At 74.1% G+C, this 23435-nt stretch carries 24 protein-coding genes and 3 tRNA genes; 8 read left to right on the top strand and 19 right to left on the bottom strand.

The annotated features are described in order from the left end of the window. Positions 1-13: 13 nt before the first annotated feature. Entirely contained in the window at positions 14-730 is a 717-nt protein-coding gene (locus tag CLV37_RS05895) for an IclR family transcriptional regulator (protein ID WP_106208074.1), read from the top strand. Positions 731-785: 55 nt separating this feature from the next. Here the strand turns inward: CLV37_RS05895 and CLV37_RS05890 are convergent. The 3 genes from CLV37_RS05890 to gltX all read right to left on the bottom strand — a co-directional run bounded on the left by CLV37_RS05890 (position 786) and on the right by gltX (position 2592). Continuing rightward, positions 786-858, bottom strand: a tRNA-Glu gene (locus CLV37_RS05890). Positions 859-877: 19 nt separating this feature from the next. Then, positions 878-949, bottom strand: a tRNA-Gln gene (locus tag CLV37_RS05885). A 110-nt stretch (positions 950-1059) separates the two neighbouring features. Continuing rightward, complete coding sequence (gltX, locus tag CLV37_RS05880; protein ID WP_106208072.1) at positions 1060-2592, bottom strand: glutamate--tRNA ligase; 1533 nt, start codon at positions 2590-2592, stop codon at positions 1060-1062. Between the two features lie 167 nt (positions 2593-2759). Between gltX and CLV37_RS05875 the strand changes: the two genes are divergently transcribed. After that, entirely contained in the window at positions 2760-3416 is a 657-nt protein-coding gene (locus CLV37_RS05875; protein ID WP_106208070.1) for a hypothetical protein, read from the top strand. 22 nt (positions 3417-3438) lie between these two features. Here CLV37_RS05875 and CLV37_RS05870 read toward each other — a convergent pair whose 3' ends face one another. The 3 genes from CLV37_RS05870 to CLV37_RS05860 all read right to left on the bottom strand — a co-directional run bounded on the left by CLV37_RS05870 (position 3439) and on the right by CLV37_RS05860 (position 6519). Next, positions 3439-4236 carry a fumarylacetoacetate hydrolase family protein gene (locus CLV37_RS05870; protein WP_106208068.1) on the bottom strand — a complete coding sequence of 266 codons (798 nt, stop codon included), beginning with the start codon at positions 4234-4236 and terminating at the stop codon, positions 3439-3441. 77 nt (positions 4237-4313) lie between these two features. Next, on the bottom strand, positions 4314-5417 hold the full coding sequence (locus CLV37_RS05865; protein WP_106208066.1) for a branched-chain amino acid aminotransferase: 1104 nt from the start codon (positions 5415-5417) through the stop codon (positions 4314-4316). 49 nt (positions 5418-5466) lie between these two features. Next, positions 5467-6519 carry a 3-isopropylmalate dehydrogenase gene (locus CLV37_RS05860; protein ID WP_106208064.1) on the bottom strand — a complete coding sequence of 351 codons (1053 nt, stop codon included), beginning with the start codon at positions 6517-6519 and terminating at the stop codon, positions 5467-5469. A gap of 145 nt (positions 6520-6664) precedes the next feature. On the opposite strand from CLV37_RS05860, the gene CLV37_RS05855 reads away from it, so the two are divergent. The 5 genes from CLV37_RS05855 (at position 6665) to CLV37_RS05840 (ending at position 9483) form a co-directional block, all read left to right on the top strand. Further along, positions 6665-7837 carry a sensor histidine kinase gene (locus CLV37_RS05855; RefSeq protein WP_245885266.1) on the top strand — a complete coding sequence of 391 codons (1173 nt, stop codon included), beginning with the start codon at positions 6665-6667 and terminating at the stop codon, positions 7835-7837. 1 nt (position 7838) lies between these two features. Continuing rightward, complete coding sequence (locus CLV37_RS05850; RefSeq protein WP_106208062.1) at positions 7839-8546, top strand: response regulator transcription factor; 708 nt, start codon at positions 7839-7841, stop codon at positions 8544-8546. Between the two features lie 45 nt (positions 8547-8591). Next, positions 8592-8864: a thioredoxin family protein gene (locus CLV37_RS05845; protein ID WP_106208060.1), complete on the top strand. Its 273-nt coding sequence runs from the start codon at positions 8592-8594 to the stop codon at positions 8862-8864. Positions 8865-9005: 141 nt separating this feature from the next. After that, a complete protein-coding gene (locus CLV37_RS27415) occupies positions 9006-9167 on the top strand; it encodes a hypothetical protein (RefSeq protein WP_170127073.1) in 162 nt (53 codons plus the stop codon). A gap of 145 nt (positions 9168-9312) precedes the next feature. Beyond that, positions 9313-9483, top strand: a complete 171-nt coding sequence (locus CLV37_RS05840) for a DUF4236 domain-containing protein (RefSeq protein WP_106208058.1) — start codon at positions 9313-9315, stop codon at positions 9481-9483. Positions 9484-9702: 219 nt separating this feature from the next. On the opposite strand, the gene CLV37_RS05835 is transcribed toward CLV37_RS05840, so the two are convergent. The 10 genes from CLV37_RS05835 to CLV37_RS05795 all read right to left on the bottom strand — a co-directional run bounded on the left by CLV37_RS05835 (position 9703) and on the right by CLV37_RS05795 (position 18951). Next, positions 9703-9990, bottom strand: coding sequence for a hypothetical protein (locus tag CLV37_RS05835; protein WP_106208056.1), 288 nt, complete (start codon positions 9988-9990; stop codon positions 9703-9705). 62 nt (positions 9991-10052) lie between these two features. After that, on the bottom strand, positions 10053-10550 hold the full coding sequence (locus CLV37_RS05830; RefSeq protein ID WP_106208054.1) for an Imm1 family immunity protein: 498 nt from the start codon (positions 10548-10550) through the stop codon (positions 10053-10055). Continuing rightward, positions 10550-11944, bottom strand: coding sequence for a DddA-like double-stranded DNA deaminase toxin (locus CLV37_RS05825; RefSeq protein ID WP_211298425.1), 1395 nt, complete (start codon positions 11942-11944; stop codon positions 10550-10552). Before CLV37_RS05825 ends, CLV37_RS05830 begins: the two co-directional genes overlap by 1 nt. Then, entirely contained in the window at positions 11941-12243 is a 303-nt protein-coding gene (locus tag CLV37_RS27410) for a hypothetical protein (protein WP_170127072.1), read from the bottom strand. The genes CLV37_RS05825 and CLV37_RS27410 overlap by 4 nt, the downstream gene beginning before the upstream one ends. 371 nt (positions 12244-12614) lie before the next feature. Beyond that, positions 12615-12688 (bottom strand) — tRNA-Ile (locus CLV37_RS05820). Next, a complete protein-coding gene (locus CLV37_RS28970; protein ID WP_106208574.1) occupies positions 12650-13729 on the bottom strand; it encodes a methyltransferase domain-containing protein in 1080 nt (359 codons plus the stop codon). Before CLV37_RS28970 ends, CLV37_RS05820 begins: the two co-directional genes overlap by 39 nt. A 227-nt stretch (positions 13730-13956) precedes the next feature. After that, positions 13957-15417: an MFS transporter gene (locus CLV37_RS05810; protein ID WP_106208052.1), complete on the bottom strand. Its 1461-nt coding sequence runs from the start codon at positions 15415-15417 to the stop codon at positions 13957-13959. A 179-nt stretch (positions 15418-15596) separates the two neighbouring features. Next, positions 15597-16442 (bottom strand): MurR/RpiR family transcriptional regulator, encoded by an 846-nt coding sequence (locus tag CLV37_RS05805; RefSeq protein ID WP_211298424.1) that lies wholly within the window; start codon positions 16440-16442, stop codon positions 15597-15599. 2 nt (positions 16443-16444) lie between these two features. Then, positions 16445-17674 carry an allantoate amidohydrolase gene (locus CLV37_RS05800; RefSeq protein WP_106208048.1) on the bottom strand — a complete coding sequence of 410 codons (1230 nt, stop codon included), beginning with the start codon at positions 17672-17674 and terminating at the stop codon, positions 16445-16447. Then, complete coding sequence (locus CLV37_RS05795) at positions 17671-18951, bottom strand: pyridoxal-phosphate-dependent aminotransferase family protein (RefSeq protein ID WP_106208046.1); 1281 nt, start codon at positions 18949-18951, stop codon at positions 17671-17673. The genes CLV37_RS05800 and CLV37_RS05795 overlap by 4 nt, the downstream gene beginning before the upstream one ends. A gap of 44 nt (positions 18952-18995) precedes the next feature. Between CLV37_RS05795 and CLV37_RS05790 the strand changes: the two genes are divergently transcribed. Beyond that, positions 18996-20051 carry an acetamidase/formamidase family protein gene (locus CLV37_RS05790; protein ID WP_211298423.1) on the top strand — a complete coding sequence of 352 codons (1056 nt, stop codon included), beginning with the start codon at positions 18996-18998 and terminating at the stop codon, positions 20049-20051. Positions 20052-20066: 15 nt separating this feature from the next. Here CLV37_RS05790 and CLV37_RS05785 read toward each other — a convergent pair whose 3' ends face one another. The 3 genes from CLV37_RS05785 to CLV37_RS05775 form a co-directional block, all read right to left on the bottom strand. Then, positions 20067-20747 (bottom strand): GntR family transcriptional regulator, encoded by a 681-nt coding sequence (locus tag CLV37_RS05785; RefSeq protein ID WP_106208042.1) that lies wholly within the window; start codon positions 20745-20747, stop codon positions 20067-20069. A 130-nt stretch (positions 20748-20877) separates the two neighbouring features. Continuing rightward, the gene (locus CLV37_RS05780) at positions 20878-22473 is read right to left on the bottom strand and encodes an ABC transporter substrate-binding protein (RefSeq protein WP_106208040.1); all 1596 of its coding nucleotides are present in this window, start codon (positions 22471-22473) and stop codon (positions 20878-20880) included. A 33-nt stretch (positions 22474-22506) separates the two neighbouring features. Continuing rightward, on the bottom strand, positions 22507-23433 hold the full coding sequence (locus tag CLV37_RS05775; RefSeq protein ID WP_106208038.1) for an ABC transporter permease: 927 nt from the start codon (positions 23431-23433) through the stop codon (positions 22507-22509). Between the last annotated feature and the right edge of the window lie 2 nt (positions 23434-23435).

Raw genomic sequence — 23435 nt, 5'->3', positions numbered from 1 at the left:
CCAGTATCGCTTCGTGGACAAGAGTAGCGGAGTCGGCGTCCTGGACAAGGCCGTGCTGGTCCTGGACGCCCTCGAGGCCGGGCCCGCGAGCCTGGCCCAGCTGGTGACGACGACCGGCCTGGCCCGTCCCACCGCGCACCGCCTCGCGGTAGCCCTGGAGCACCACCGCCTCGTCAGCCGCGACCTGCAGGGCCGCTTCGTCCTGGGGGCCCGGCACGCCGAGCTCGCGGCCGCCGCGGGTGAGGACCGCCTCGTCGCCGTCGCCGGGCCCCTGCTGACCGCCCTGCGCGACGCCACGGGCGAGAGCGCGCAGCTGTACCGCCGGCACGGGGAGCACCGCGTCTGCATCGCCGCGGCCGAACGGCTGCACGGCCTGCGCGACACCGTCCCCGTCGGCTCGTCCATGACCATGCACGCCGGGTCCGCCGCGCAGGTGCTCGTCGCCTGGGACGACCCCGAGCGGCTGTCGGTGGAGCTGCTCGGCTCCCGCTTCGACGCGAGCGTCCTGTCGGGCGTCCGCCGGCGCGGCTGGGCGCACTCCAGCGGCGAGCGGGAGGCGGGGGTGGCCTCGGTCAGCGCGCCCGTGCGCGGGCCCTCGGGGCGCGTGCTGGCGGCGGTGTCGGTCTCGGGACCGGCGGAGCGGTTCGGGCGGCACCCGGGCCGCCGGCACGCCGACGCGGTGCTGTCGACCGCCGCGGCCTTCACGGCCGCGCTCACACCGGCCGGCTGAGGGCTTGCCGCACAAAAGGAAGAGGCCCCCGGTCGGTGACCGGGGGCCTCGTCTGTAGCCCCGACGGGATTCGAACCCGCGCTACCGCCGTGAGAGGGCGGCGTGCTAGGCCGCTACACAACGGGGCCCTAGCTTGCTGGACAAGCGCTGGGGTACCAGGACTCGAACCTAGAACAACTGAACCAGAATCAGCCGTGTTGCCAATTACACCATACCCCATGGTGTTGCACCCGGGCGGCGGACCGCCCGAACGAGATGAACTCTAGCCGGTCCGCGGCCCGCTTCCCAAATCGGTGCCCCGGCGGCCCGTCGGGCCGCCGGGACCCGGTTCAGAGCGTGGCGCGCAGCCGGCGCAGGCGGGCCAGCGAGGAGTCCCGCCCGATGATCTCCATGGACTCGAACAGGGGCGGCGAGACGCGCCGTCCCGTCACCGCCGTGCGCAGCGGCGCGAAGGCGAACTTGGGCTTGACCCCCAGACCGTCGACGACGGCGGCCCGCAGCGCGGCCTCCAGGGCGGCGGTGGTCCACTCCGGCAGCGCCTCCAGGGCGGCCAGGGAGGCGTCCAGCACGTCCGCGGCCTCGGGCCGCAGCGCCGCGACGGCCGCCTCCTCCAGGGCCACGTCGGCGTCGTCGACGAACAGGAACCCGAGCATGCCGGGGGCCTGCCCGAGCAGCGTCATGCGCTCCTGCACCAGCGGCGCCCCCGCCGCCAGCCGCTCGAGCTGGTCGGCGCTCGGCTCCTGCGGCAGCACGCCCCCCGCCTGCAGGTAGGGGACCAGCCGCGCCCGGAAGTCCTCCGGCGCCAGCAGCCGCAGGTGCGCGGCGTTGATCGCCTCGGCCTTGACGACGTCGAAGCGCGCCGGGGAGGCGTTGACGTCGGCCACGTCGAACGCCGCGACGAGCTCGTCGACGCTGAACAGGTCGCGGTCGTCGGCGATGCCCCAGCCCAGCAGCGCCAGGTAGTTCAGCAGCCCCTCGCGGATGAAGCCCCGGTCGCGGTGGTGGAAGAGGTTGGACTCCGGGTCGCGCTTGGACAGCTTCTTGTTGCCCTCCCCCATGACGTAGGGCAGATGCCCGAAGCGCGGGACGGCCTGCGCCACCCCGATGTCCACGAGCGCCTCGTACAGCGCGACCTGCCGCGGCGTGGACGACAGCAGGTCCTCGCCGCGCAGGACGTGGGTGATGCCCATGAGCGCGTCGTCGACGGGGTTGACCAGCGTGTAGAGCGGGTCGCCGTTGGCGCGCACGAGGACGGGGTCGGGGAACGAGCCGGCCTTGAACTCGATGCGCCCGCGCACGAGGTCGTCGAAGGAGTAGTCGCGCCCCTGCGGCAGCCGCAGCCGCAGGGTGGGCTCGCGGCCCTCGGCGCGGAACGCGGCGACCTGCTCGGCGCTCAGGTCACGGTCGAAACCGTCGTAGCCCAGCACCTTCGGGCGGCCGGCGGCCTCGTGCCGGGCCTCGATCTCCTCGGCCGTCGAGAAGGACTCGTACAGGTGGCCCGCCTCCTTCAGCCGCGCCACGACGTCGTCGTACAGCGGACGGCGCTGGGACTGCCGGTACGGCTCGTGCGGGCCGCCGACGCCGATGCCCTCGTCCCAGTCCAGGCCGAGCCAGTCCAGGGCGTCGAGGATCTGGGCGTAGCTCTCCTCGGAGTCGCGCGCCGCGTCGGTGTCCTCGATGCGGAACACGAGCCTGCCGCCCGTGTGCCGGGCGTACGCCCAGTTGAACAGCGCGGTCCGGATGAGCCCGACGTGCGGGGTGCCGGTCGGCGAGGGGCAGAAGCGGACCCGGACGGGCGAGCTGCCCGGGGCGGGCACGGACGGGGTGGGGGCGGACGGTGTGGGGGCGGGGGTCTCAGTCATGGCCCGCCCAGCCTATTCGGGTGAGCCCGCCCGTGGCGGGTGCGCCCAGCAGGGTGGTTGCTCCCCGTGACCGATCCGCCGTTGAGGTGACGACGCTGCTCACGCAGCGTCACGCGTGTCAACGTCGTCGAGACAGTCCCCCGCCTGACCGCCGCCCAGGAGAACCCGTGATGACCTCGCGCCCCACCAAGACGCTCGTCGCCGCCGCCGGCCTGCTGCTGCCGCTGGCCGCCCTGACCGGCTGCGGTTCCGTCCAGGCGGCCGCCGGGCTCACCCCCGCCCCCGCCGCGGCCGCCACGAGCACCGCGACGCCGACCGCGACGCCGACGCCGGTGGCCGTCGTCCCCGTGCAGAACGACCTGGCGCTCGGTTCGGCCCACCACGAGCTGCAGGCCGGCGGGATGACCCTGGCCGTGAACTACTGGTCGACGCTGGACATGGGCGCGTGGACGGCCGAGGCCGCCAAGCCGGTCCAACTCGCCGCCACCATCACCGGCCCGAACCTGGGGACGGCGAAGAAGCAGCAGAAGGCCTACGTCAGCAACTTCACGGTCACGAGCTCCCTGGTCGCCGCGGACGGCACCGAGACCACCGGGGCGACCGTCCAGGACACCTCCCGGCAGACCCCGGGCTACCTCGCGATGGCGCCGTACGCGTACTCGACGTCGTTCGTGATCCCCGCCGTGCCGGCCGGCACCCGCAGCGTCGAGCTGCTCATCAGCTACGACGTGCTCGAGCAGAGCGCCCCGGGCGCCGCCGACTACTCCAAGCAGACGGCGACGGACAGCCTCACGCTCGCGATCGCCCAGCCCACGACGCGCTGACGCGGCCGGGGACCGCCCCCGCTCACTCGGGGGCGGTGAACGTCGTCGACAGGGTGCCGATGCCCTCGATCTCGACCTCGACGCGCTGACCGGCCCGCACCGGGCCGACCCCGGCGGGGGTGCCCGTCATGATCACGTCACCGGGCAGCAGGGTCATGGCCGAGGACAGGTGCGCGACGATCGCGGGGATGTCGTGGACCATGAGGGAGGTCCGGCCGTCCTGGACGACCTCGACGTCCTCGCCGGTGACCCGTCGCGTCTCGATGCGCAGGTCCGCGGGGTCGAGGTCGGTCTCGATCCACGGCCCGAGCGGCGTGAAGCCGTCCGCGCCCTTGGCCCGCCACCACTGCTTGTCCTTCTCCTGCAGCGTGCGGGCGGTGATGTCGTTGGCGATGGTGTAGCCGTAGACCACCTCCGCGACGCGCTCCTGCGGCACGTCCTTGCAGATGCGCCGGATGACGATCGCGAGCTCGCCCTCGTAGTGCAGCTCCTCCCCCGCCCACGCCGGGATCACCAGCGGGTCACCGGGTCCGGCGACGGAGGTGTTGGGGACGGTGAACACGAGCGGTTCGGCCGGCACCTCGTTGCCGAGCTCGGCGGCGTGCGCGGCGTAGTTGCGCCCGACGCCCAGGACCTTCGAGCGCGGGATGACCGGCGCCAGCAGCCGGGCGTCGACGAGCGGGACGCGTTCGCCCGTGGGGTTCAGCGGGGAGAACAGCGGATCGCCGCTGACGACGAGGATCTCCTCCTCGCCCGGCGCGCCCTCCACGACGCCGAACCGCGGGTCGGAACCACCGGACGTGAACCTGGCGATGCGCATGGGTTCACCCTAGTGATCCGGCCCGCGGGTCGGTCCCGGGGTTCGGACCGGGGTTCGGACCCGGGGCCGGGCGCGGCTCAGACGATGCGGTGCAGCCAGCCGTGGGTGTCCTGCGTCCGGCCGTACTGCAGGTCCAGCAGGGTGTTGCGGATCTTCATCGTCACCTCGCCGGCGACACCGCCGCCGTGGACCAGCTCACCCTCGGGCGAGACGAGCTTGCCGACGGGCGTCACGGCCGCGGCGGTCCCGCAGGCGAACACCTCGGTGATGCGGCCCGACGCCACGCCCTCGCGCCACTCGTCGATGCTGATGCGCCGCTCGCTCACCTCGTGGCCGAGGTCGCGGGCCAGTTCGACGATCGAGTCGCGGGTGATGCCCTCCAGGATCGTCCCGGTGAGCTCGGGGGTGACGATCGAGCCGTCGTCGTGGACGAAGTAGAGGTTCATCCCGCCGAGTTCCTCGACGAAGCGGTTCTCGGCCGCGTCCAGGAAGCAGACCTGGTCGCACCCGTTCTCGCTCGCCTCGTTCTGGGCCAGGAGGCTGGCGGCGTAGTTCCCGCCGCACTTGGCCGCCCCCGTGCCGCCCACCGCGGCGCGGGTGTAGTGCTGCGACAACCAGATGGAGACGGGTTTCACGCCCCCGGGGAAGTACGCGCCCGCCGGGGAGGCGATGACGAGGAACTTCACCTCGTGCGCGGCACGCACGCCGAGGAAGGCCTCCGTGGCGATGACGAAGGGGCGCAGGTACAGCGAGCTCTCCCCGCCGGAGGGCACCCACGCCTCGTCGGCCCGCACGAGCTGGGTGATGGCCTCGAGGAACATCTCCTCGCTGATCTCGGGCAGCGCGAGGCGGCGCGCCGAGCGGGCCAGGCGCGCGGCGTTGGCCTCGGGGCGGAACGTCCAGACCGAGCCGTCGGCGTGCCGGTAGGCCTTGAGACCTTCGAAGATCTCCTGCGCGTAGTGCAGCACCGCCGCGGCCGGGTCGAGCTGGAGCGGGCCGTAGGGGACGACGGCCGCGTCGTGCCAGCCGGCGCCCTGCGTCCAGGTCGCCACCGCCATGTGGTCGGTGAAGAACTTCCCGAACCCGGGCGCCGCCAGGATCTCGGCCCGGCGCTGCTCCGAGACCGGCACCGCCGACGGCGTCACGGGGAACGTCAACCCAGCGGTCGGCGTGGCGGTCATGCGTGCTCCTCAGTCGTGAAAGAACGGGTGGTCCGACGGTACCCCGCCCTCAGGCGACGACCGCGGCGGCCAGCGCGTCCCCGACGGCGGCCGTGGGACGGGCCCCGACCTCCCCGGCGGCACGGCGGGCCAGGTCGGCGGTGACGGCGGCGTCGACGCGGGCCGCGGCGTCGCCCAGGCCCAGGTGGTCCAGCAGCAGGGCCACCGAGAGCACCGCCGCGGTCGGGTCGGCGATCTGCTGCCCGGCGATGTCGGGGGCCGTGCCGTGGACGGGTTCGAACATGCTCGGGGTGGTCCGGTCGGGGTTGACGTTGCCGGACGCCGCCAGCCCGATGCCGCCGGTGACCGCGGCGGCGAGGTCGGTGAGGATGTCGCCGAAGAGGTTGTCGGTGACGATCACGTCGAAGCGCGAGGGGTCGGTGACCAGGAAGATCGTCGCGGCGTCGACGTGCAGGTAGTCGACGGCGACGTCGGGGAACTCGGCGGCGACGGCCTCGACGGTCCGGCGCCACAGGTGACCGGCGTGGACGAGGACGTTGTGCTTGTGGACCAGCGTCAGCTTCTTGCGGGGGCGGGCCGCGGCGCGCGCGAAACCGTCCCGCACGACGCGTTCGACGCCGAAGGCGGTGTTGACGCTGACCTCGGTGGCGATCTCGTGCGGGGTGCCGACGCGCACCGCCCCGCCGTTGCCGACGTAGGGCCCCTCGGTGCCCTCGCGCACGACGACGAAGTCGATCTCGCCGGGGTCGGCCAGTGGCGTCGGGACCCCCGGGAACAGCTTGGAGGGGCGCAGGTTGACGTAGTGGTCCAGGGCGAAGCGCAGCTTCAGCAGCAGCCCGCGCTCCAGGACGCCGGAGGGGACGCTGGGGTCGCCGATGGCGCCGAGCAGGATGGCGTCGTGGCCGCGCACCTCCTCGAGCACGCTGTCGGGCAGGGTCTCGCCGGTGCGGTGGTAGAGGCGGGCGCCGAGGTCGTACTCGGTGGTCTCGACCCGGTGCCCGGACCCGTCGAGCACGGCTGCGAGGACCTTCAGCGCCTCGACCGTCACCTCCTGGCCGATGCCGTCGCCGGGGATGACTGCCAGTCGCAAGGTGTCCGCCATGCGCGCGAGGCTACTGGACCCCACCCGTCGGGTGTCCGGCATGCGGTCACCACGTCTCACCTGGTGGACATCAGACCGGGGACCGACCCGGCGGATCGTCCCGTGGTCCGACGACCCCCGCCCACCCCGCTCCTACGCTGGTGAGGTGTCGGCCGAGCAGCGCAACGTCTTCGACCGCGTCGTCAGCTGGACGCGGGCGAACAGCGTCCTGATCGACGCCTCCCTGGCCCTCGGCCTGGCCGCCCTGGCCTGGGCGGGCAGCCTCGCCGACGACGTCGGCGCCCCGGCTGCGGTCGTCGCGCTGGGGATGACGTTGCCGCTGGCCGTGCGCCGCCGGTTCCCGGAGGTCTCCGGGGGGCTGGTCGCCGTCTTCGGGTTGGTCCAGCTGCTCCTGCCCTCGCCCTCCTACGCCAACGTCGCGGTGCTCGTCTCGGTCTTCTCCCTCGCCGGGTACGCCCGGCCGTGGGCCTCGCGCGCAGGCCTGCTGCTGGGCCTGGCCGGGGCGGTGATCTGCTCGGTGCGCTACTTCCCCGTCACCGTGGGCGGGGTCGTCCTGCTGTCCTTCCTCATCGGGTTCTCCGTGCTCGCCAGCTGGTCGCTGGGCAGCCTGCGCCGGGCGCAGCGCCAGAACGAGCTCGCCCTGGTCGAACGGGCCCGGCTGCTGGAGAACGAGCGGGAGAACGAGTCGCGGATGGCCGCGACCACCGAGCGCCAGCGCATCGCCCGCGAGATGCACGACGTCGTGGCCCACTCGCTGTCGGTGATCATCGCCCAGGCCGACGGCGGCCGCTACGCCGCGACCGCGGACCCGCAGGTCGCGGTGCAGGTGCTGGAGACGATCTCCGGCACGGGGCGCCAGGCCCTGACCGACATGCGCAACCTCCTGGGGGTCCTGCGCACCGGCCCCGGCGACGACCGCGCGCCCCAGCCCGACGCCGCGATGATCGGCGACCTCGTCGAGCAGGTGCGGGCCAGCGGGCTGCCGGTCAGCGCCGAGGTCACCGGCGAGCGCCGGGACCTGCCCCCGGCCATCGGGCTGGCCGCGTACCGGATCGTGCAGGAGTCGCTGACCAACGTCCTCAAGCACGCCGGTCCCCGGGCGCGGACGCGCGTGCGGGTGCGCTGGGAGGACGACGGCCTGCGGCTGGAGGTCGACGACGACGGCCGGGGTGCCGCCGCGATGGTCCAGCCGAGCCCCGGCGGGCAGGGGCTGGTGGGGATGTCCGAACGCGCCCGGCTGCACGGCGGGACGGTGCTCAGCGGCCCCCGGCCCGGCGGCGGGTTCTCGGTGCGCGCGAGGCTTCCCTACAGTTCCTGAGGTGAGTCCCTCGCCGATCCGCGTGATCCTCGTCGACGACCAGCAGCTCGTGCGGGCGGGTTTCCGGATGGTCATCGACTCCCAGCCGGACCTGCAGGTCGTGGCGGAGGCCTCCGACGGCGCCGACGCGGTGCGGGTCGTCACGTCGACCGCGGCCGACGTGGTGCTGATGGACGTGCGCATGCCCGGGCTGGACGGGATCGAGGCGACGCGCCGCATCACCGGTTCCCTCGGCGAGGGGGCGCCGAAGGTCGTCGTGCTGACGACGTTCGACCTCGACGAGTACGTGGTGTCGGCCATCGGCGCCGGGGCCAGCGGGTTCCTGCTCAAGGACGCCCCGCCGGAGGAGCTGCTGGCCGCGGTCCGCACCGTCCACGCCGGCGACGCCGTGATCGCGGCCAGTTCGACGCGCCGGTTGCTGCAGCACGTCGGTCCGCTGCTGCGCGCGAGCTCGGCGGTGTCCCCGGCTGCGGCGCAGACGATCCCGGCCGACCTGACCCCGCGCGAGCTCGAGGTCCTGGAGTGCATGGCGCACGGCCTGACCAACGGTGAGATCGCCCAGCGCTTCGTCGTGTCCGAGGCGACCGTCAAGACGCACGTCGGGCGGGTGCTGGCCAAGACCCGTTCCCGCGACCGCGTGCAGGCCGTCGTGCTGGCGTTCTCCGCCGGTCTCGTGCAGCCGGGCGAGGTCCTGCGCGACGCGCGGTAGGCCCCGCGGGGGAAGCGGCGCGGGTGCGGCGGTGTTGTGGACGGGGTGATCGTCGAGCTGTACTCGTCCGCGTTCTGCGCCCCGTGCCGCACCGCGCGCCGGGTCGTGCACGACGCCGCGCGCCTCGTGCCCGCGGCGCAGGTTTCCGAGTTCGACGTCGCCGACGACGTCGAACGTGCTGCGGCGCAGCAGATCACGAGCACCCCCACGATCGTCGTCCGCGACGGGGCGGGCCGCGAGGTGTTCCGGGCCGCCGGCGCCCCGAGGTTGCCGCACCTGCTCGCCGCGATGGCCCGCGCCGTTCCCCCGGAAGGGTGAGCCCACCGGGTCTCACCCGATCAGCGGCTGTCGTCACCGGCACGATCGCCCGAACTTCCTGGGACGACCGGCTGACTCCCGGGCGTCCCCGTGCGCTCGCCGCGGACGTCCGCTGCGCCGACCCGACAGAGAGGTTCCCCGATGACCACCCGCACGCCCACCGCCACCGACCGGCCCTCGACGGCGACCACCGCGACGACGACGCCGCGGGTCGGGAACGCGGCGACCGCGGTCCTGCCGCCGCGGCCGCAGACGTCGCGCGGGCGGCTGCTGGAGACGTTGCGGGCCAGGGCTTCGCGCTGAGAGCGGTTCCACCGGCCGGACCCGCACGCCGCACCCGGTCCCGCACCGGGGCGGGGGCGCCCGGCGGAGGTGCGGCTGCGGGCGGCACGCCCGCGGCCGGCCCGCCGTTGCCGAGGTGGTGAGCAGTCGACGTCAGGAGTGCAGGGTGCCGTTCTCGTTCCGCTGGTCCAAGAGCCTCGGTCGTGGGGTCCGCGTCAGCGCGGGCAGGCGCGGCGTGAGCGTGTCGAAGCGACTCGGACGGGCGACCGTCTCGTCGACCGGGCGCGTGACGGTGCGGTTGTTCAAGGGCCTGAGCTGGCGCGGGAAGCTGTGGTGAGGGGCGGGACCTCTCCGGCCCCGGAGGGGCAGCGAGCAGGGCGGGTGGGGCTGGAACCCACGACCGAGGTTCGCCGACGGCACCACGGTGGACGCACCCGCTGCGGGCCCGGCTACCGGTGAGGGCGGCCACCCCGTCCTGCCGGCCCCGACCGCGACGACGTCAGCGACAGCACTCGCCAGTACGTCACCGCCCACGCGGGTCGGCGCGGTCGTCGGGTCAGAGGTGGTCAGCAGCAGCAGCGCGCTGCTCGTCGAGGAAGACGAGGAAGGCGTCGGTGGCGAGGTTGCGGGTACGGGTCCAGTGCCGGCCGATCGCGGAGACGGCCTGGTCCGTGACCGGGTAGGTCGCACCGCGCAACCTCGTCACGCGGTCTCCGAGGACCTGGGCGGGCTCCTCGCCCCACGCGAGGTCGAGGAGCTGCCGGCGTTGAGCCGGCTGCAGCCAGGCCCACCAGGTCGCCCAGTCGTGCCCGTTCCACAGGTCGTCGGGATGACACTCGAGCACTTCCGCTGCACCTCCTCCGTGACCTGGGCCCTCTCGTCGCTCGATGGCGGCAGCAGGGACGACTACAGGTCTTCCCAGGCGATGTTCGTGGGCCGCCGTCCTGTGGTCAGCCACTGGCGCACCGCCTCGCGAGCGGCGTCCGCGGGCACGAGTTCGGCCGGGGTGGTCCAGCCCCAGTCACCTCCGGTGCGGTACGTCAGCTCCGTCCGGTCCTCAGCGTCCTCGGGGCGTTCGCTGCGGGCGGTGGCGTTGTGGCCGCCCTCCTCGTGGTCCCAGTGCACCGGCACCCGGTCACTGCCCACGCCGACGTCCATGGTCGGGACGTCGAGACGCTCCTCGAAGGGCAGGGTGGTGACGAAGGTGGGCACGACGCAGACCACCCACATCTCGTTCTCGACGTGACCGTCGGGGTACACACCACCGTCCACCCCCCTGCGGAGGGCGTCGAGACGGTCGAGGGCCGCGTCGATCGCGGCCAGGCTCGTGAGCCCTCCCACCGACAGGTCACCGTGCGCCGCAACCTGGTACGGGTAGTCCTCCGACGGCGGGTGGAAGATCATCAGCCTTCTCCAACGACGACACGGGCGTACCCGTCGGGACCGTACACGGTGAGCTTGGAGCCCTTGGGGACCATCCTCGGCAGGAAGTCCTCACACCCGCCCTTGGCGCCCGTGCAGGGCAGACGGTTGATGTACAGGGTGGCTTCCCGCGTGCCGCTGGCGCGCATCTCAGCCGCGGCCTGGGCTTCGACGTGGGTCTTGAGGCGACCGTTCATGCCGGGGCGCGGTCTGGCGATGGCCTCGACCGTGGGGTCGATCCCGCTGGCCCGGTCCTGGACGACTCGGCGGGTGCCGTCGCCCGTGACGAGCGTTCCCCGGGTCTTGGGGTCCTTCGTGCCCCAGGGCGGGACGTCGTCGGCGATCTTCGGGTCGTAGGGGCGACCACCAGCCGGTGTCGCCGGGGTGCTCCCGTCGTTGTTGCCGGGCCGGCCCTGCCACCCGGGGTCGGCTTGGCGGTCCTTCAACGACCGGTCCAGCGTGGAGAAGTCGCCGGCCAGCCCAGCCCCACCCGCAGCTGTGATCCCGGCGCCGCCCACGGCGACTGCGGCGCCGGCGGCGTTGGCGGGAACCCCGACCACTGCGCCGACACCCGTGATGTCGGCGCCGACCCCACCGAGGAAGAGAGCCCCGCCACCGAGCATCAGCGTCATCCCGCCGAGCAGCTCGCTGGAGTGGGCCAGGAGGTCCAGCAGCTCGCCGGGGTCGTCGCGGTAGTGCTCGGCGACCCCGGTCAGGACGTCCCAGGTGTGCACGGTGTTCAAGACGGGCAGGGACGCCACGGCCGCAGCAGCGGACAGCGCCTGCTCCCACCACGGCACGTCGGTGTCGACGGTCCCCGCCGACGGAGCCGGCGGAGTGATGGAGCGCAGGTGGTCGGCGGAGTCGTCGATGAGGTTCGCGCACCGGCGCAGGTCCGCCTCGCACGTCGCGCGCAGCCCCTCAGCCTCCCGCCGCAGGTGCTGCAGGCGGGCGGTGGCGTGCTGCACGTCGCCGTCCGCCGTGGCGGCAGCAGCCGGGTCCAGCACGGCGGCGGCCATCGCCGAGCGTCCCTGCGCAGCACTGAGGTCGCGGTCGGTCGCGTCGGCCTGCACGGCCAAGGAGCGCATCCGGTCCTGCGCCTGCTCCAGCAGTCGCGCCGCCACCGTCAGGTCGTGGGCGGTGGCCTCGCAGGCCGTCGCAGCGCGAGAGGCCTTCCCGGAGGTGTCGAGGGTCATCGCGCCGTGGGCGGTGGCCGCCTGCCCGCTCCACCCCGCAACCGTGGACGCACCGACCAGCCGGGACGAGGTCCGGCTCAGAGTGTCGGCGTGGTCGGTGAACGTGGCCGCTGCCGCGCGCAGGGCGCCGGGGTCACCGGTGATCGGCGCGAAAGCCTCTGCTGCGGTGGCGGTGCTCACTTCGGGACCCCGGTGTGCGGGACAGCGCCGGCGAGGGCGTCGTCCTCCTCCTGGAACGTGCGGGCGCTCAGCACGTCGAAGGCACCCACGGCCGAGGTGGCGGTGGCCAGGGCGGTCAACGCGGCCTGTGCCGCGCCGACGACGCCGGAGACCGCGGCGTCCAGACCGCCGGGGCACTCGGCGCCGGCGTCGAAGGAGAACGCCGAGGCGGTGCGGGCCTGGTCCAGTTCGGTGCCCCACCGGCCGACCTCGACGCCGAGGCCGATCACCGCCAGGGTGTTCATCTCCAGATCGGCCACGGTGAGCGACCGTAGGGCCGCGTCCGAGCTGTACCGGGACTGTTCGGGGCAGGCTCACCCGATCGCCCCCGCGGGCGTGACCCGGCGGCGGTACGCGCGTCACGATGGGACGAACGGCACCCCACAGGCCGTCACCAGCAGCGGGACCCCGCACGTGAGGACGGGCGAGCACGACGGCGCGACTGACATGCGTCGGCAGCGATGACGTTCGACGTCTGCGCCGGCCTCTTCGACGACGAGCTCGACGGCGTGGCGGACCGGATGGATGCCGCGGTGGCCCGTGCGGACAACTGCGGACCGACGTCCGGGTCCTGGATCTGCGGAAGGCCGTCGGCGACGTCGCACAAGCCCCCGAGCTGGGCGAACGAGGGTGGGGCGGGTGGGGCTCGAACCCACGACCGAGGAATTATGAGTTCCCTGCTCTGACCGACTGAGCTACCGCCCCGGACTTCCAGCCTACCGGCGGCTCGTCTCCGGCCGGCCCGGCAGGCCAGGGCACCAGCAACGTGAAGGCCAGCAGACCGAACCCCTCCACGCCGAGCGGTTCGACGAGGGAGAACCCGGCGTACCGGGCGTACCGGGCCAGCGTCGAGGGACGCATGACGGTGCCCGTCGCCACGGAACCGGGCGTCGTCATGCTGTCGGGCAGGCAGGCGAGGACGCTCCACCCGTGCATCATCCGTTCGACGGGGTCGCCCACGGGGGCGGGCTCCTCCGCGACGGCCTCGTCGACGACCAGGACCGCCCCTGCCTCGGTCAGCGATCGCCGCGCGGCGTCGAGGACCGCGACGGGGTGCGGCAGGTCGTGGACGCACTCGAAGGCCGTGACGAGGTCGAACGGGCCGCCGAAGCCGGTGGCGTCGCCCGCGTCGGCGAGCCGGATCTGGACACGGTCGTCCAGTCCCGCCTCGTGCACGTCGGCGCGCGCGGAGTCCACCGAGGGCGCGTCGACGTCGAGGCCCACCACGGTCGTCGCGGGCCACGCACGGGCGATGGCGATGCTGGACCAGCCTGCGCCGCAACCGATGTCGGCGACGGTCCCGGCCCGCGCGAACCGGTCGGCGAGGTCGGGGACGGAGTTCACGGTCCCGGCGAGGGCCTTCTCGAACCAGGGCCGGTTGGCGGCGGCCTGAGCGTTGCGGACGTCGTCGCCGAACTGCGCCCACCCCACGCCGGTACCGGCGCGGTAGGCCTCGAGCAGGTGCGGCACCTGCACCGCGAGCCCGGCGAGCAGCCGCGCCAGGGGTACCGAGAACCGCAGGTCGTGCTCGTCGACGAGGGTCTGGCGCACTCCGGGGGCCAGGCCGTACCGGCCGTCCGGTCCCTGCCGCAGGAGTCCCGTCGCCGCCTGCTGACGGCACCGCTCGCGGGCGCAGCGGCGGGCCGTGCCGGTGCGCCGGGCCAGCTCGTCGGGGTCCGCGGGCGCGGCCTCGAGGGCCCGGTACCAGCCGAGCCGGTCCCCCAGGTGCACCGACAGCAGGTCCATCGTGCCCAGGGCCGCCTCGCCCAGTCGTTCCGCGAGGAGGTCGGCGGCCGGCTCCTCGTCCTCGGGGTCCCCGTCACCGGTGGTGGTCACGGGTCGCACGATCCTCGTCCGCCGTGCCGTTGTCACCCCTCACCCGTTCCTCACCCCGGCGGGGTGCGGGCCGGGACACCGGGGACCAGGAGTTCCCCGCTCCGGCCGGCTGGGTCACCGACCCGGGCGGGTCGACTTCACGGGCGCAACGCCGGGGCGTCGACCGCGCAGTGGCTGCACGCGGGGGCGGTGGGCGCGCGGCCCGGGTCGCGGATCGTCAGCGCGGCGAGGACTCCCCCGAGCACGCACACGCCCGCGGCGAGCACCGCGGCGGTGTGCAGGCCGGCGACGAGCGCGGCCGGCGGGAGCGCCCGGGAGGCGTCGAGCCCGACGAGCGCGGGCAGCACCGCGACCGACAGCAGCCCGGCGGTGCGGGCGACGACGTTGTTCGTCGCCGAGGCGACGCCGGCGTGCTCGACCGGGGCCGCCGCGAGCGCCGTCGAGGTCAGGGGCGCGACGGTGACGGCCAGCCCGAGACCGAAGACGAGGACGGCCGGCAGGACCTGCGTGAGGTAGTCGCCGCGCTGGTCGACGCGGACCAGCAGCAGCAACCCGGCGGCGACGACGACCGGGCCGGCGCTCAGCTGCAGCCGCGGCCCGCGACGGGCGGCGAGCGCCCCGGAGCGGGCGGACAGCAGCAGCATGACCAGCGTGACGGGCAGCAGCGTGGCGCCCGCGGCCAGCGGGCTGTAGCCGGCGCCGTCCTGCAGGACCACCGGCAGCAGGAACAGGGTGGCGCTGAGGGCGCCGTAGACGACGAAGGTCACGGCGTTGACCCCGCTGAACTGCCTGCGGCGGAACAGGTCCAGCGGCAGCAACGGGTCGCGGGCCCGGGCCTGGCGCAGCAGGAAGGCTCCGAGCAGGACGACCCCGAGCACCAGGGGCACGAGGACGGAGCCCGACGCCCACCCCGTCGCACCGGCGCCCACGAGCCCGGAGGTCGCGGCGGCGAGCGCCGCGGTGACGAGCACGGCACCGGGCCAGTCGACGCGTCCGTGCGCGCCGGGCGCCCGGGTCTCGGGGACGTGCCGGGCGGCCACGACCAGGACGACGACGGCGAGCGGCACGTTGAGCAGGAACAGCCAGCGCCACGAGGCGACCTGCAGCAGCCACCCGCCGAGCAGGGGTCCGAGCGCCGTCGCGACCCCGCCCAGCCCGGACCAGGCGCCGATGGCGCGGGCCCGGTCCGCGGGCCGGAAGGACGCCTCGAGGATCGCGAGGCTGCCGGGGGTCAGCAGCGCGGCACCGACGCCCTGCAGCGCCCGCGCGGCGACGAGGGTGCCCGCGCCGGGCGCGAGCCCGCACAGCAGGGAGGCGAGCGCGAACCAGGCGACGCCGAGGCAGAACACCCGGCGGCGGCCGAAGCGGTCCCCGAGGCTGCCGCCGAGCAGCAGCAACCCGGCGAGGGTGAGGGTGTAGGCGGTGACGACCCCCTGCAGCGCGGTGAGGTCCACGTCGAGGTCGCGGCCGATCGTGGGCAGCGCGACGTTGACGACGCTGGCGTCGAGGGAAGCCAGGCCCGAGCCGAGGATCGTCGTGAGCAGCACCCAGCGCCCTGCGGGGCTGGCGTAGGCGATCCCGTCTCCTGCGGCGGCCATGCGCGCAGGCTAGGGCAGGGCCGGACGCCCGGGTACCCCGCCGCGACGAGGCGGGCGGGCACGACCGGCCGCGGGCCGGGTCGTGGACGCATCGCGCCGAACCTGTTGGCGCGATGCGTCCACGACCCACCACCCCGGCGCCGGTGTGGGCGACCGGTCCTGACCCGCACGAGGCACCGTCAGCCGGTCTCGAGCTCACCCAGCGCGTCGTGGGCCTGCGCGAGCGCCTGCACCCGTTCCCGGCCGCGCCGTCCCCTCCGGGCCAGCACCCCTTCGGCCAGGAGCGCGGCGGTGGTCATGACGGCGGCGTAGCTGTCGAAGGCCCCGGGACCCTCGACGGGGACCACGAGCCGGTGCGCGACCGGGGCCGCCGCCGGGCCGGCGGCGGGGTCGGTGAGCAGGACGCAGGGGACGCCGAGGGTGGCGGCGTGCTCGAGCGCGGCGGCCACCGACGGCGTGCGCCGGCGGAAACCCACCACGACCAGGACGTCGCGGCCGTCGAGGCCGGTGAGCTCCTCGGCCACCGTCTGCCCCGGCACCGGCCCCACGGTGACGTCGGGCCGGGCCTGCAGGAGCTGCTCGCGCAGGTGCAGGGCCACGGGGTAGCTGTTGCGCCAGCCCAGGACGAGGACGCGGCGGGCCAGGGCCAGCAGGTCCGTCACGGCCTCGAGGTCCACGTCGGCGAGGTGGGCGGCGGCGCGGGACAGGTTCTCGGTGTCGTGGGCGACGTGGGCCTGCACCGGGCTGCGTCCGGCCGGCAGGCCCCCCAGCGGGACCCCGCGGGTGCGCAGCGCGCGGGCGTCGGCGCGGGCCTGGGCGTAGGAGGAGAAACCCAGCCGGCGGAAGAACCGGCTGACCGTCGCCTTCGACGCCCCGCACAACTCGGCCAGTTCCGCACCGCTGTACCCGGCCAGGTCGACGTCGTGCTCGAGGACGAACCGGGCCAGGTGCCGCTCGGCGGGGGTCAGCTGCGCCCAGGAACCCTCGATGCGTTCCCGGACGCTGCCCCCCTGCGGCCCGGCCACGGTCACGACCGCCGGGCGGCGAGGTCGAGGACCGTGGCCTCGAACGCATCCAGCCCCGCGGCGACGTCGTCGTGGGTGACGTTCTCCGCCGGGGCGTGGCTGACCCCGTCCTCGCAGCGCACGAACAGCATCGCGACGGGGGTGATGGCCGCGATGGCCATGGCGTCGTGACCGGCGCGGCTCCAGATCCGCAGCGGGGCGGTGTCGCCGGTGGCCGCGATCCCCGCCGTCACCGACCCGGTCAGCCCCGCGTCGCAGTACACCCCGGGCGCGCTGTGCACCTCCGTGAGCTCGAACCCCAGCCCGCGGCCGGTGCAGAACTCCTCGGCGTGCGCGCGGATCGCCTCGACCAGCCCGTCGCGGTCCTCGTCGTGCTCGGCGCGCACGTCGAGGGAGAACTCCACGAGCCCCGGGACGACGTTCACGCCGCCCGGGAACGCCTGCAGCCGACCGACGGTCGCGATGCCGCCGCGCTGCACCGCGAGCCGTTCCACCGCGAGGACCACCTCCGACGCACCCACGAGCGCGTCCCGGCGCCGCGGGTACGGGGTTCCGCCCGCGTGCCGGGCCTGGCCCACCACCCGGCCGGTGAAGCGGCGGGCCCCGGCGATCGACGTGACGACCCCGAGGGGACGGTCGGCGGCCTCCAGGAGCGGGCCCTGCTCGATGTGCAGTTCGAGGTAGCCGACGAGTTCGGCGGGTTCTCGCGCGGCCTCGTGCACGCGGGCCGGGTCGAGGCCGAACGCCTCGGCGGCCCGGCGGACGGTGGTCCCGTCGCGGTCGGCGCGGTCCCACCACTCCTCGTGCCAGTTCCCGGCGACCGCGGAACTGCCCATCAGCGCGGTCGAGAACCGGGTGCCCTCCTCGTCGGAGAACGCCACGACCTCCAGGGCGAACGGCAGGTCCCCGGCCCGGGGAGCCAGCCGGCGGGCCACCTCGATCGCGCTGAGCACCCCGAGGATCCCGTCGTAGCGGCCGGCGTCGGTGACGGTGTCCAGGTGCGAGCCCAGGACCAGGGCCGGCAGGCCGGGTTCGCGCCCCTCCAGCCGTCCCCACTGGTTGCCGGCCTGGTCGCGCCAGGTGCGCATCCCCACCTCGGTCATCCAACCGGCGGCCATCGCGTTGACCCTCGCGTGCTCGGGTGAGAGGTGGACGCGCTCGATGCCGTGCTCGATCGCCGAGACCGCGGCGAGCTCGTCGCACCGGTCCAGCACCCGCTGCGCAGCGCTCATCGGGCGTAGACCTCCTGCGCGGCAGCGGTTCCGCCCCCGGGTGCGACAGGCGCACCGTGCGCCCGCAACACCTGTTCCAGGGACGCCAGCGTCACCAGGACGGCGTCCTTGCGCGCGTTGTAGCCCATCGTGCCGATGCGCCACACCGTGCCGGCCAGCGGGCCGAAGCTGGTGCCGATCTCGATGCCGTAGTCGTGCAGCATCTCAGCGCGGACGGCCTCGCCGTCGACGACCGCAGGGATGTGGACGGCGACGACGTTGGTCATCTTGTGCGCGACGTCGCCGTAGACCTCCAGTCCCAGGCCCTGGACCCCGGCGAGCATCGCCTCCCCGTGCAGGCGGTGCCGGGCGATCCCCTGTTCCAGCCCCTCCTCCAGCACCAGCCGGGCGCACTCGCGCGCGCCGTAGAGCATGGTGGTGGCCTCGGTGTGGTGGTTCAGCCGCTTCGGGCCCCAGTAGTCCAGGACCATGCCGAGGTCGAAGTAGTTGGACCGGATCCGCACGGCCTGCGGGACGGTGTCCTCCTCGGAGTCGGGGTCGGCGCGCAGCCCCGCCTCGACGCTGCGCCGGGCGTCGACGACGGCCACGGCCCGCGGGGACAGCGACAGCGGGGAACTGCCCGAAGGGCCGCCCAGGCACTTCTGCAGCCCGGCCGTCGCGGCGTCGACCTCCCAGGCGTCCATCTCGAAGGGGTTGCCGGCCAGGGAGGCGGTGCAGTCGACGTAGAGCAGCGCGTCGTAGCGGTGGCACATCGCCCCGACGCCCTCCAGGGGCTGGTTCATCGTCGTGGAGGTGTCGCCCTGCACGAGGGCGACGAGGGCGGGGCGGACCTCGCGGACGGCCTCCTCGAGGGCCTCGAGGGTGAACACCTGCCCCCAGGGGACCTCGCGGACGTGGACCTCGGCGCCGCAGCGCTCGGCGATCTCGCGCAGCAGGTGCCCGAAGCGGCCGAACACCGGGACCAGCACCTTGTCGCCGGGGGTGATGAGCGAGACGAGGGCGGCCTCGATGCCGGCGCGCGAGGTGCCGTCGATGAGGACGGTGGCCTCGTTGCGGGTGCGGAACACCTCGCGGTAGAGCGCCTGCGTCTCGCTCATGTACGCCGTCATCGCCGGGTCGTACTGGCCGACGAGCTGGGCGGACATGGCCCGCAGGACGCGCGGGTCGACGGTGATGGGCCCCGGGCCCATGAGCAGGCGCGGCGGCGGAGCGACGGGAGCCCCGACGGCGGTGCGCAGGAGGGCGGCGTCTCGGATCGTCTGTTCCACGTACGGCATCCTATGCAACGATCGTTCCACCCCGACACCCCTGGGAGCGCCTCGTGACGGTCCACCACCTGCCCTCCACCCCCGCCACCGTCCGGTGGGGCGAACTGCCCGTCGCCGGCGACCGCCCCGTGCTCGAGGTCGACCCCGGCGACGTCGTGGTCGTCGACACCGTCAGCCACGAGGGGATCCTGGAGGACCAGGGCCGCGACCCCGTGGCGTTCTTCACCGCCCGCGGGATCGAGGCCGCCGCGGTGCTGCCCGACGCCGTCGAGATCGCCCGCTCGGTCCCCCACGACCCCGCCGTCCACGGCCCGCACGTCGTCACCGGTCCGGTCCTGGTCCGCGGCGCCCGTCCCGGCGACGTCCTGTCGGTCACCGTCGAGGAGCTCGTCCTGCGCGCCGACCACGGCGTCGTCAGCAACCGGCACGGCCGCGGCGCGCTGCCCGCCGAGTACCCCGCCGGGGGCGCCGAGGTGTTCTCCGTGCTGGCCCGGGTCGAGACCGACCCCGCCACCGGTGCGCGGCGCGGCTCGATGCCGATCGGCCCGGACACCGGCGCCCGCGTCCGGTTCCCGCTCAAACCCTTCCTCGGCCTCGTCGGCGTCGGCACCCCCGGCCCGCAGCGCCTGCACTCGGTGCCCCCCGGGATGCACGGCGGCAACCTCGACGTGTCGGTCCTCGGGGTCGGTTCCACGCTGCACCTGCCCGTCCAGGTCGACGGCGCCCTGTTCCACACCGGCGACCCGCACTACTCCCAGGGCGACGGCGAGGTCGCGCTCACCGCGTTCGAGGCGCCGCTGCGGGCCCGGCTGCGCCTCGACCTCCTGCCCGCCGACGCCGTGCGGGTCCGCGACGCGCTGTGGGGCGAGACCCCGGACCTGCTCGTGCCCCTCGGGATCGACCTCGACCTCGACGAGGCGCTGCGCAAGGCCGTGCGCACCGCCATCGCCCTGCTCGTCGACCTGGGCATGGACCCCGCCCACGCCCTGGCCTACCTGTCGGCCGCCGGCGACTTCGCGGTCTCCCAGGTCGTCGACCGCGTCAGCGGGGTCCACGGCCTGATCCGCAAGGCCGACCTCGTCGAACTGCCCGGGGTGCGGGGGCGCTGAACCCGCGGGGGCGGGTCAGCCGACCCGCCCCTGGTGCTGCAGCACGGCCAGCGACGGGGCCCGGTCGCGTTCGATGTGGGCGAAGGCCAGGGCCTCGGCCATGCGGACGTCGCCGCGGGTGATGGCCGCGGCGAGCTCGACGTGGTCGTGGAAGGCGTCGTGCACGTCGAGTTCGGACGTGAGGTGGAACAGCCACTGCACCCGCCCGGAGACCGAACGCATGGACGCCTGCATCAGCACGTTGCCCGTCAGTTCCACGACGGCCTCGTGGAACCGGGTGCTGGCCTCGGCGATGCGGTAGGCGTCACCCTCCTCGACGACCGCCTCGGCGTGCCGCAGGGCCTTTTCCAGCGCCGCGGTCGACGCGCCCCGGCCGGCGGCGCGCGCGGCGTGGCCGGCCGCCCCCACCTCGAGGACCTCCCGCAGGTCGAACAGGTCGTTGACCAGCTGCTCGGTCCAGGTGGTCACGACTGCCCCGCGCCGGGCCGCGGTGACGACGAAGCCCTCCATCTCCAGCATGGGCACCGCCTCGCGCAGCGGCACGCGCGAGACGCCCAGGTCCTCGGCGACGCGCAGTTCCACCAGCTTGTGACCCTGGGGGTACTGCCCGCGGATGATGAGCTCGCGCAGGCGGGTGTGGATCTGGCGGGACAGCGACACCGGGACGGTGTCCGCAGGAGACGTCAGAAGGGTCATCGACCTGGTTCTCTCGGGGTGGTCTCGGGCGGTCTCGGTCCTGGGTCCTCGGCAGTCGTCGGCAGGGACGGCCCGGGCCGGTGGGCCCGGACCGTCCCCCGGAGAACCTAGCGCCGTGGACGGGTGGGGGTCACTGCGCGATCCCGAGCTTGCTGAAGTCCAGCTCGTTGGCGCCGATGTTGTGCGACTGCTCCACGCCGGTGAGCCACTTCTGGGCCAGCACCCAGTCCTTGTTGTAGGACAGGTTGTAGTAGCAGCCCGTCTTGGCGTACTCCTCCGCCGCCGCGACGTACAGGGCGTCGTCGCCGGTCGCGACCGCCCGGTCGAGCTGGGCGTTCACCTCGGGGACCTCGCAGCCGAAGTAGTTGATGCCGCCGGAGGCGTCCCAGAACACGTGGCCCCACATGTAGGGCGACCCGCCGTCGGGGCCGTTGTTGCCGTCGAAGAACGCGTCGGGTCCCTGGGTGGGGTCGTTGATCCAGCCGAACACCTGCGACGTGGGGTAGGACGCCGCCGTCGCCTTGATGCCCAGGGCCTGCAGCTTCGCCGCCTGGATGTTGGCCATCTGCTCGGCGTTGGTGTTCCCGCTGGCGAACCCGATGGTCATGTCCGTCCCCGCCGGCAGCGTCTTGGCGTAGGCCTCCATGACCGAGGGGTCGTACGTGAGTTCCTGCTTGTCCGCACCGCCGGGGATCATCCCCTTGGCGTACAGGGTCGTCGCCGGTTCGGACCGGTTGCCGAGGACCTGGTCGACGAGGGACTTCTGGTCGATGCTCTGCAGGAACGCCAGCCGGGCCTGCTGGCTCTTGAAGAACTCCTTGGTCGGGTTCACGGTGACGAGGGCGGACTGCAGGGTCGGCAGCAGGTAGCTGGCGTAGTCCTTCGAACCCTCGTACTTCTTCAGGCTCGAGGACGGCAGCGCGGCCACGACCGCCGACACGTCGCCGTGGTCGAAGGCCAACTGCAGGGCCGAGGCGTCGGTGTAGATGGGCAGTTGCACCGTCGTGAACGGCGACTTGTCGCCCCAGTAGCCGTCGTAGCGCTTCAGCGTCCACGAGGTCCCCGGCTGCGCGGCGGCGATGGTGTACGGGCCGGTGCCGACGTCGTGGGTCTGCAGGTACGTCTGGGTGTCGTCCGAGCCGGCGTTGGCGGCCAGGGCGGTCGGAGACTCCATCTTCGGCCCGAACGGGGAGGCCAGGTAGTCCAGGAACGCCGAGTTGGGGGCGGACAGGGTGACGACCGCGGTCAGGTCGTCCGGGGTCGCCACGTCCTTCACGCCCTCGACCATGTACGCCGCACCGCCCTTGACGGCCGTGCGCCGGTCGAAGGCGACCTTCACCGCCGCGGAGGTGAACGGGGTTCCGTCGTGGAACGTCACGCCCTGGCGCAGGTGGAACGTGAAGACGGTGTTGTCGGCGTTGACGTCCCACGTCGTGGCCAGTCGCGGGGCGATCTCGACGGAGTCCTTGTCGTCGGCGTACTGCACCAGCCCCTCGTAGGTGTTCAGGACGATCGCCAGGCCGTTGTTGGCGTAGTAGACGTCCGGGTCCGGGGGCTGGCCGATGTCGCCGAGCAGACCGACGGTGAGCGTGCCGTCGGTGGGGGCGGCCTTCGGGGCGCCGGAGTCGTCTCCCCCGCCGGAGCAGGCGGCGAGGGCGAACAACGGCACCGCGGCGGCGGCGACGAGCAGGGTGCGCGTCCGGCGGCCGATCGAGCTGAACCTCATGGTTCTCCTCAAGGGGGTGGGTGGCGCTCGCCCTCAGGCGAGGCGGGGGTCGGCCGCCGTCTGCAGGACGTCGGCGAGGGTGTTGACGACCACGTAGACGGCGCCGAGGACGAGCGTCACGGCGGCGATGGCGGGGTAGTCGGAGGTGGGGATGCTGCTGGCGAGGTAGTTGCCCATCCCGGGCCAGCTGAAGACCTGTTCCACCACGACCGTCCCGGCGAACAGGAAACCGAGCTGGAGACCGGCCATGGCCAGCGACGGGCCGATGGAGTTGCGCACGACGTGCCGGGCCAGCACGGCGGCCTGCCCCAGCCCCTTGGAGCGGGCGGTGCGGACGTGGTCGGCGGCCAGGGTGGCCTCCAGCCCCGCGCGCAGGATGCGGCCGATGGCCAGCGCCGGGGCGATGGCCAGCACCGTGGCCGGCAGGACCAGGTGCGCCAGTTCCGAGCCCGGGCCACCGTCGCCGCGACCGGAGCCCGGCAGCCAGTCGAGGTGGGCGTAGAACACGACGATGCCGACCAGGGCGAGCAGGAACGGCGGGGCGGTCGCGACGACCAGCAGCACCCCGCGGCCGATCCCGGCCAGCGGCCAGGACAGCGCCGAGGACGCCGCGAACAGCGCGGCCAGCAGCAGGGCGACGACGAACGCCGCGAGGACGAGTTCGAGCGTGGCCGGGAACGCGGTGGCCAGGTCGGTCGCCACCGGCCGGTGGGTCCGGTAGGAGGTCCCGAAGTCCCCCCGCACGGCGTGGCCGAGGAAGCGCAGGAACTGCACGGGCAGCGGGTCGTCGAGGCCGAGGCGGCGCCGTTCGGCGGCCACGGCCTGCCGGGAGGCGTTGGCCCCCAGGGCCGCGCGGGCGGGGTCGCCCGGGGAGATCTGCTGGAGCAGGAAGACGACGGCGCTGAGGACGAGCAGCACGACGGCCAGGGCGCCGGTGCGGCGCAGCAGGAACCGCAGCACGG

Source organism: Kineococcus rhizosphaerae, from assembly GCF_003002055.1.
In the GTDB taxonomy this organism is placed as follows: Bacteria; Actinomycetota; Actinomycetes; order Actinomycetales; family Kineococcaceae; genus Kineococcus; species Kineococcus rhizosphaerae.
The sequence above is the reverse complement of the archived record's forward strand: the minus strand, read 5'-3'. Positions and strand labels throughout refer to the sequence as shown.

Excerpts from the sequence above, each read along its gene's own strand:
- gltX (WP_106208072.1), bottom strand. The coding sequence starts at position 2,592 with ATGACTGAGACCCCCGCCCCCACACCGTCCGCCCCCACCCCGTCCGTG.
- CLV37_RS05870 (WP_106208068.1), bottom strand. The coding sequence starts at position 4,236 with ATGCGCATCGCCAGGTTCACGTCCGGTGGTTCCGACCCGCGGTTCGGC.
- CLV37_RS05865 (WP_106208066.1), bottom strand. The coding sequence starts at position 5,417 with ATGACCGCCACGCCGACCGCTGGGTTGACGTTCCCCGTGACGCCGTCG.
- CLV37_RS05860 (WP_106208064.1), bottom strand. The coding sequence starts at position 6,519 with ATGGCGGACACCTTGCGACTGGCAGTCATCCCCGGCGACGGCATCGGC.
- CLV37_RS27415 (WP_170127073.1), top strand. The coding sequence starts at position 9,006 with ATGACCACCCGCACGCCCACCGCCACCGACCGGCCCTCGACGGCGACC.
- CLV37_RS05830 (WP_106208054.1), bottom strand. The coding sequence starts at position 10,550 with ATGATCTTCCACCCGCCGTCGGAGGACTACCCGTACCAGGTTGCGGCG.
- CLV37_RS28970 (WP_106208574.1), bottom strand. The coding sequence starts at position 13,729 with ATGGACCTGCTGTCGGTGCACCTGGGGGACCGGCTCGGCTGGTACCGG.
- CLV37_RS05810 (WP_106208052.1), bottom strand. The coding sequence starts at position 15,417 with ATGGCCGCCGCAGGAGACGGGATCGCCTACGCCAGCCCCGCAGGGCGC.
- CLV37_RS05800 (WP_106208048.1), bottom strand. The coding sequence starts at position 17,674 with ATGAGCGCTGCGCAGCGGGTGCTGGACCGGTGCGACGAGCTCGCCGCG.
- CLV37_RS05795 (WP_106208046.1), bottom strand. The coding sequence starts at position 18,951 with ATGCCGTACGTGGAACAGACGATCCGAGACGCCGCCCTCCTGCGCACC.
- CLV37_RS05785 (WP_106208042.1), bottom strand. The coding sequence starts at position 20,747 with ATGACCCTTCTGACGTCTCCTGCGGACACCGTCCCGGTGTCGCTGTCC.
- CLV37_RS05780 (WP_106208040.1), bottom strand. The coding sequence starts at position 22,473 with ATGAGGTTCAGCTCGATCGGCCGCCGGACGCGCACCCTGCTCGTCGCC.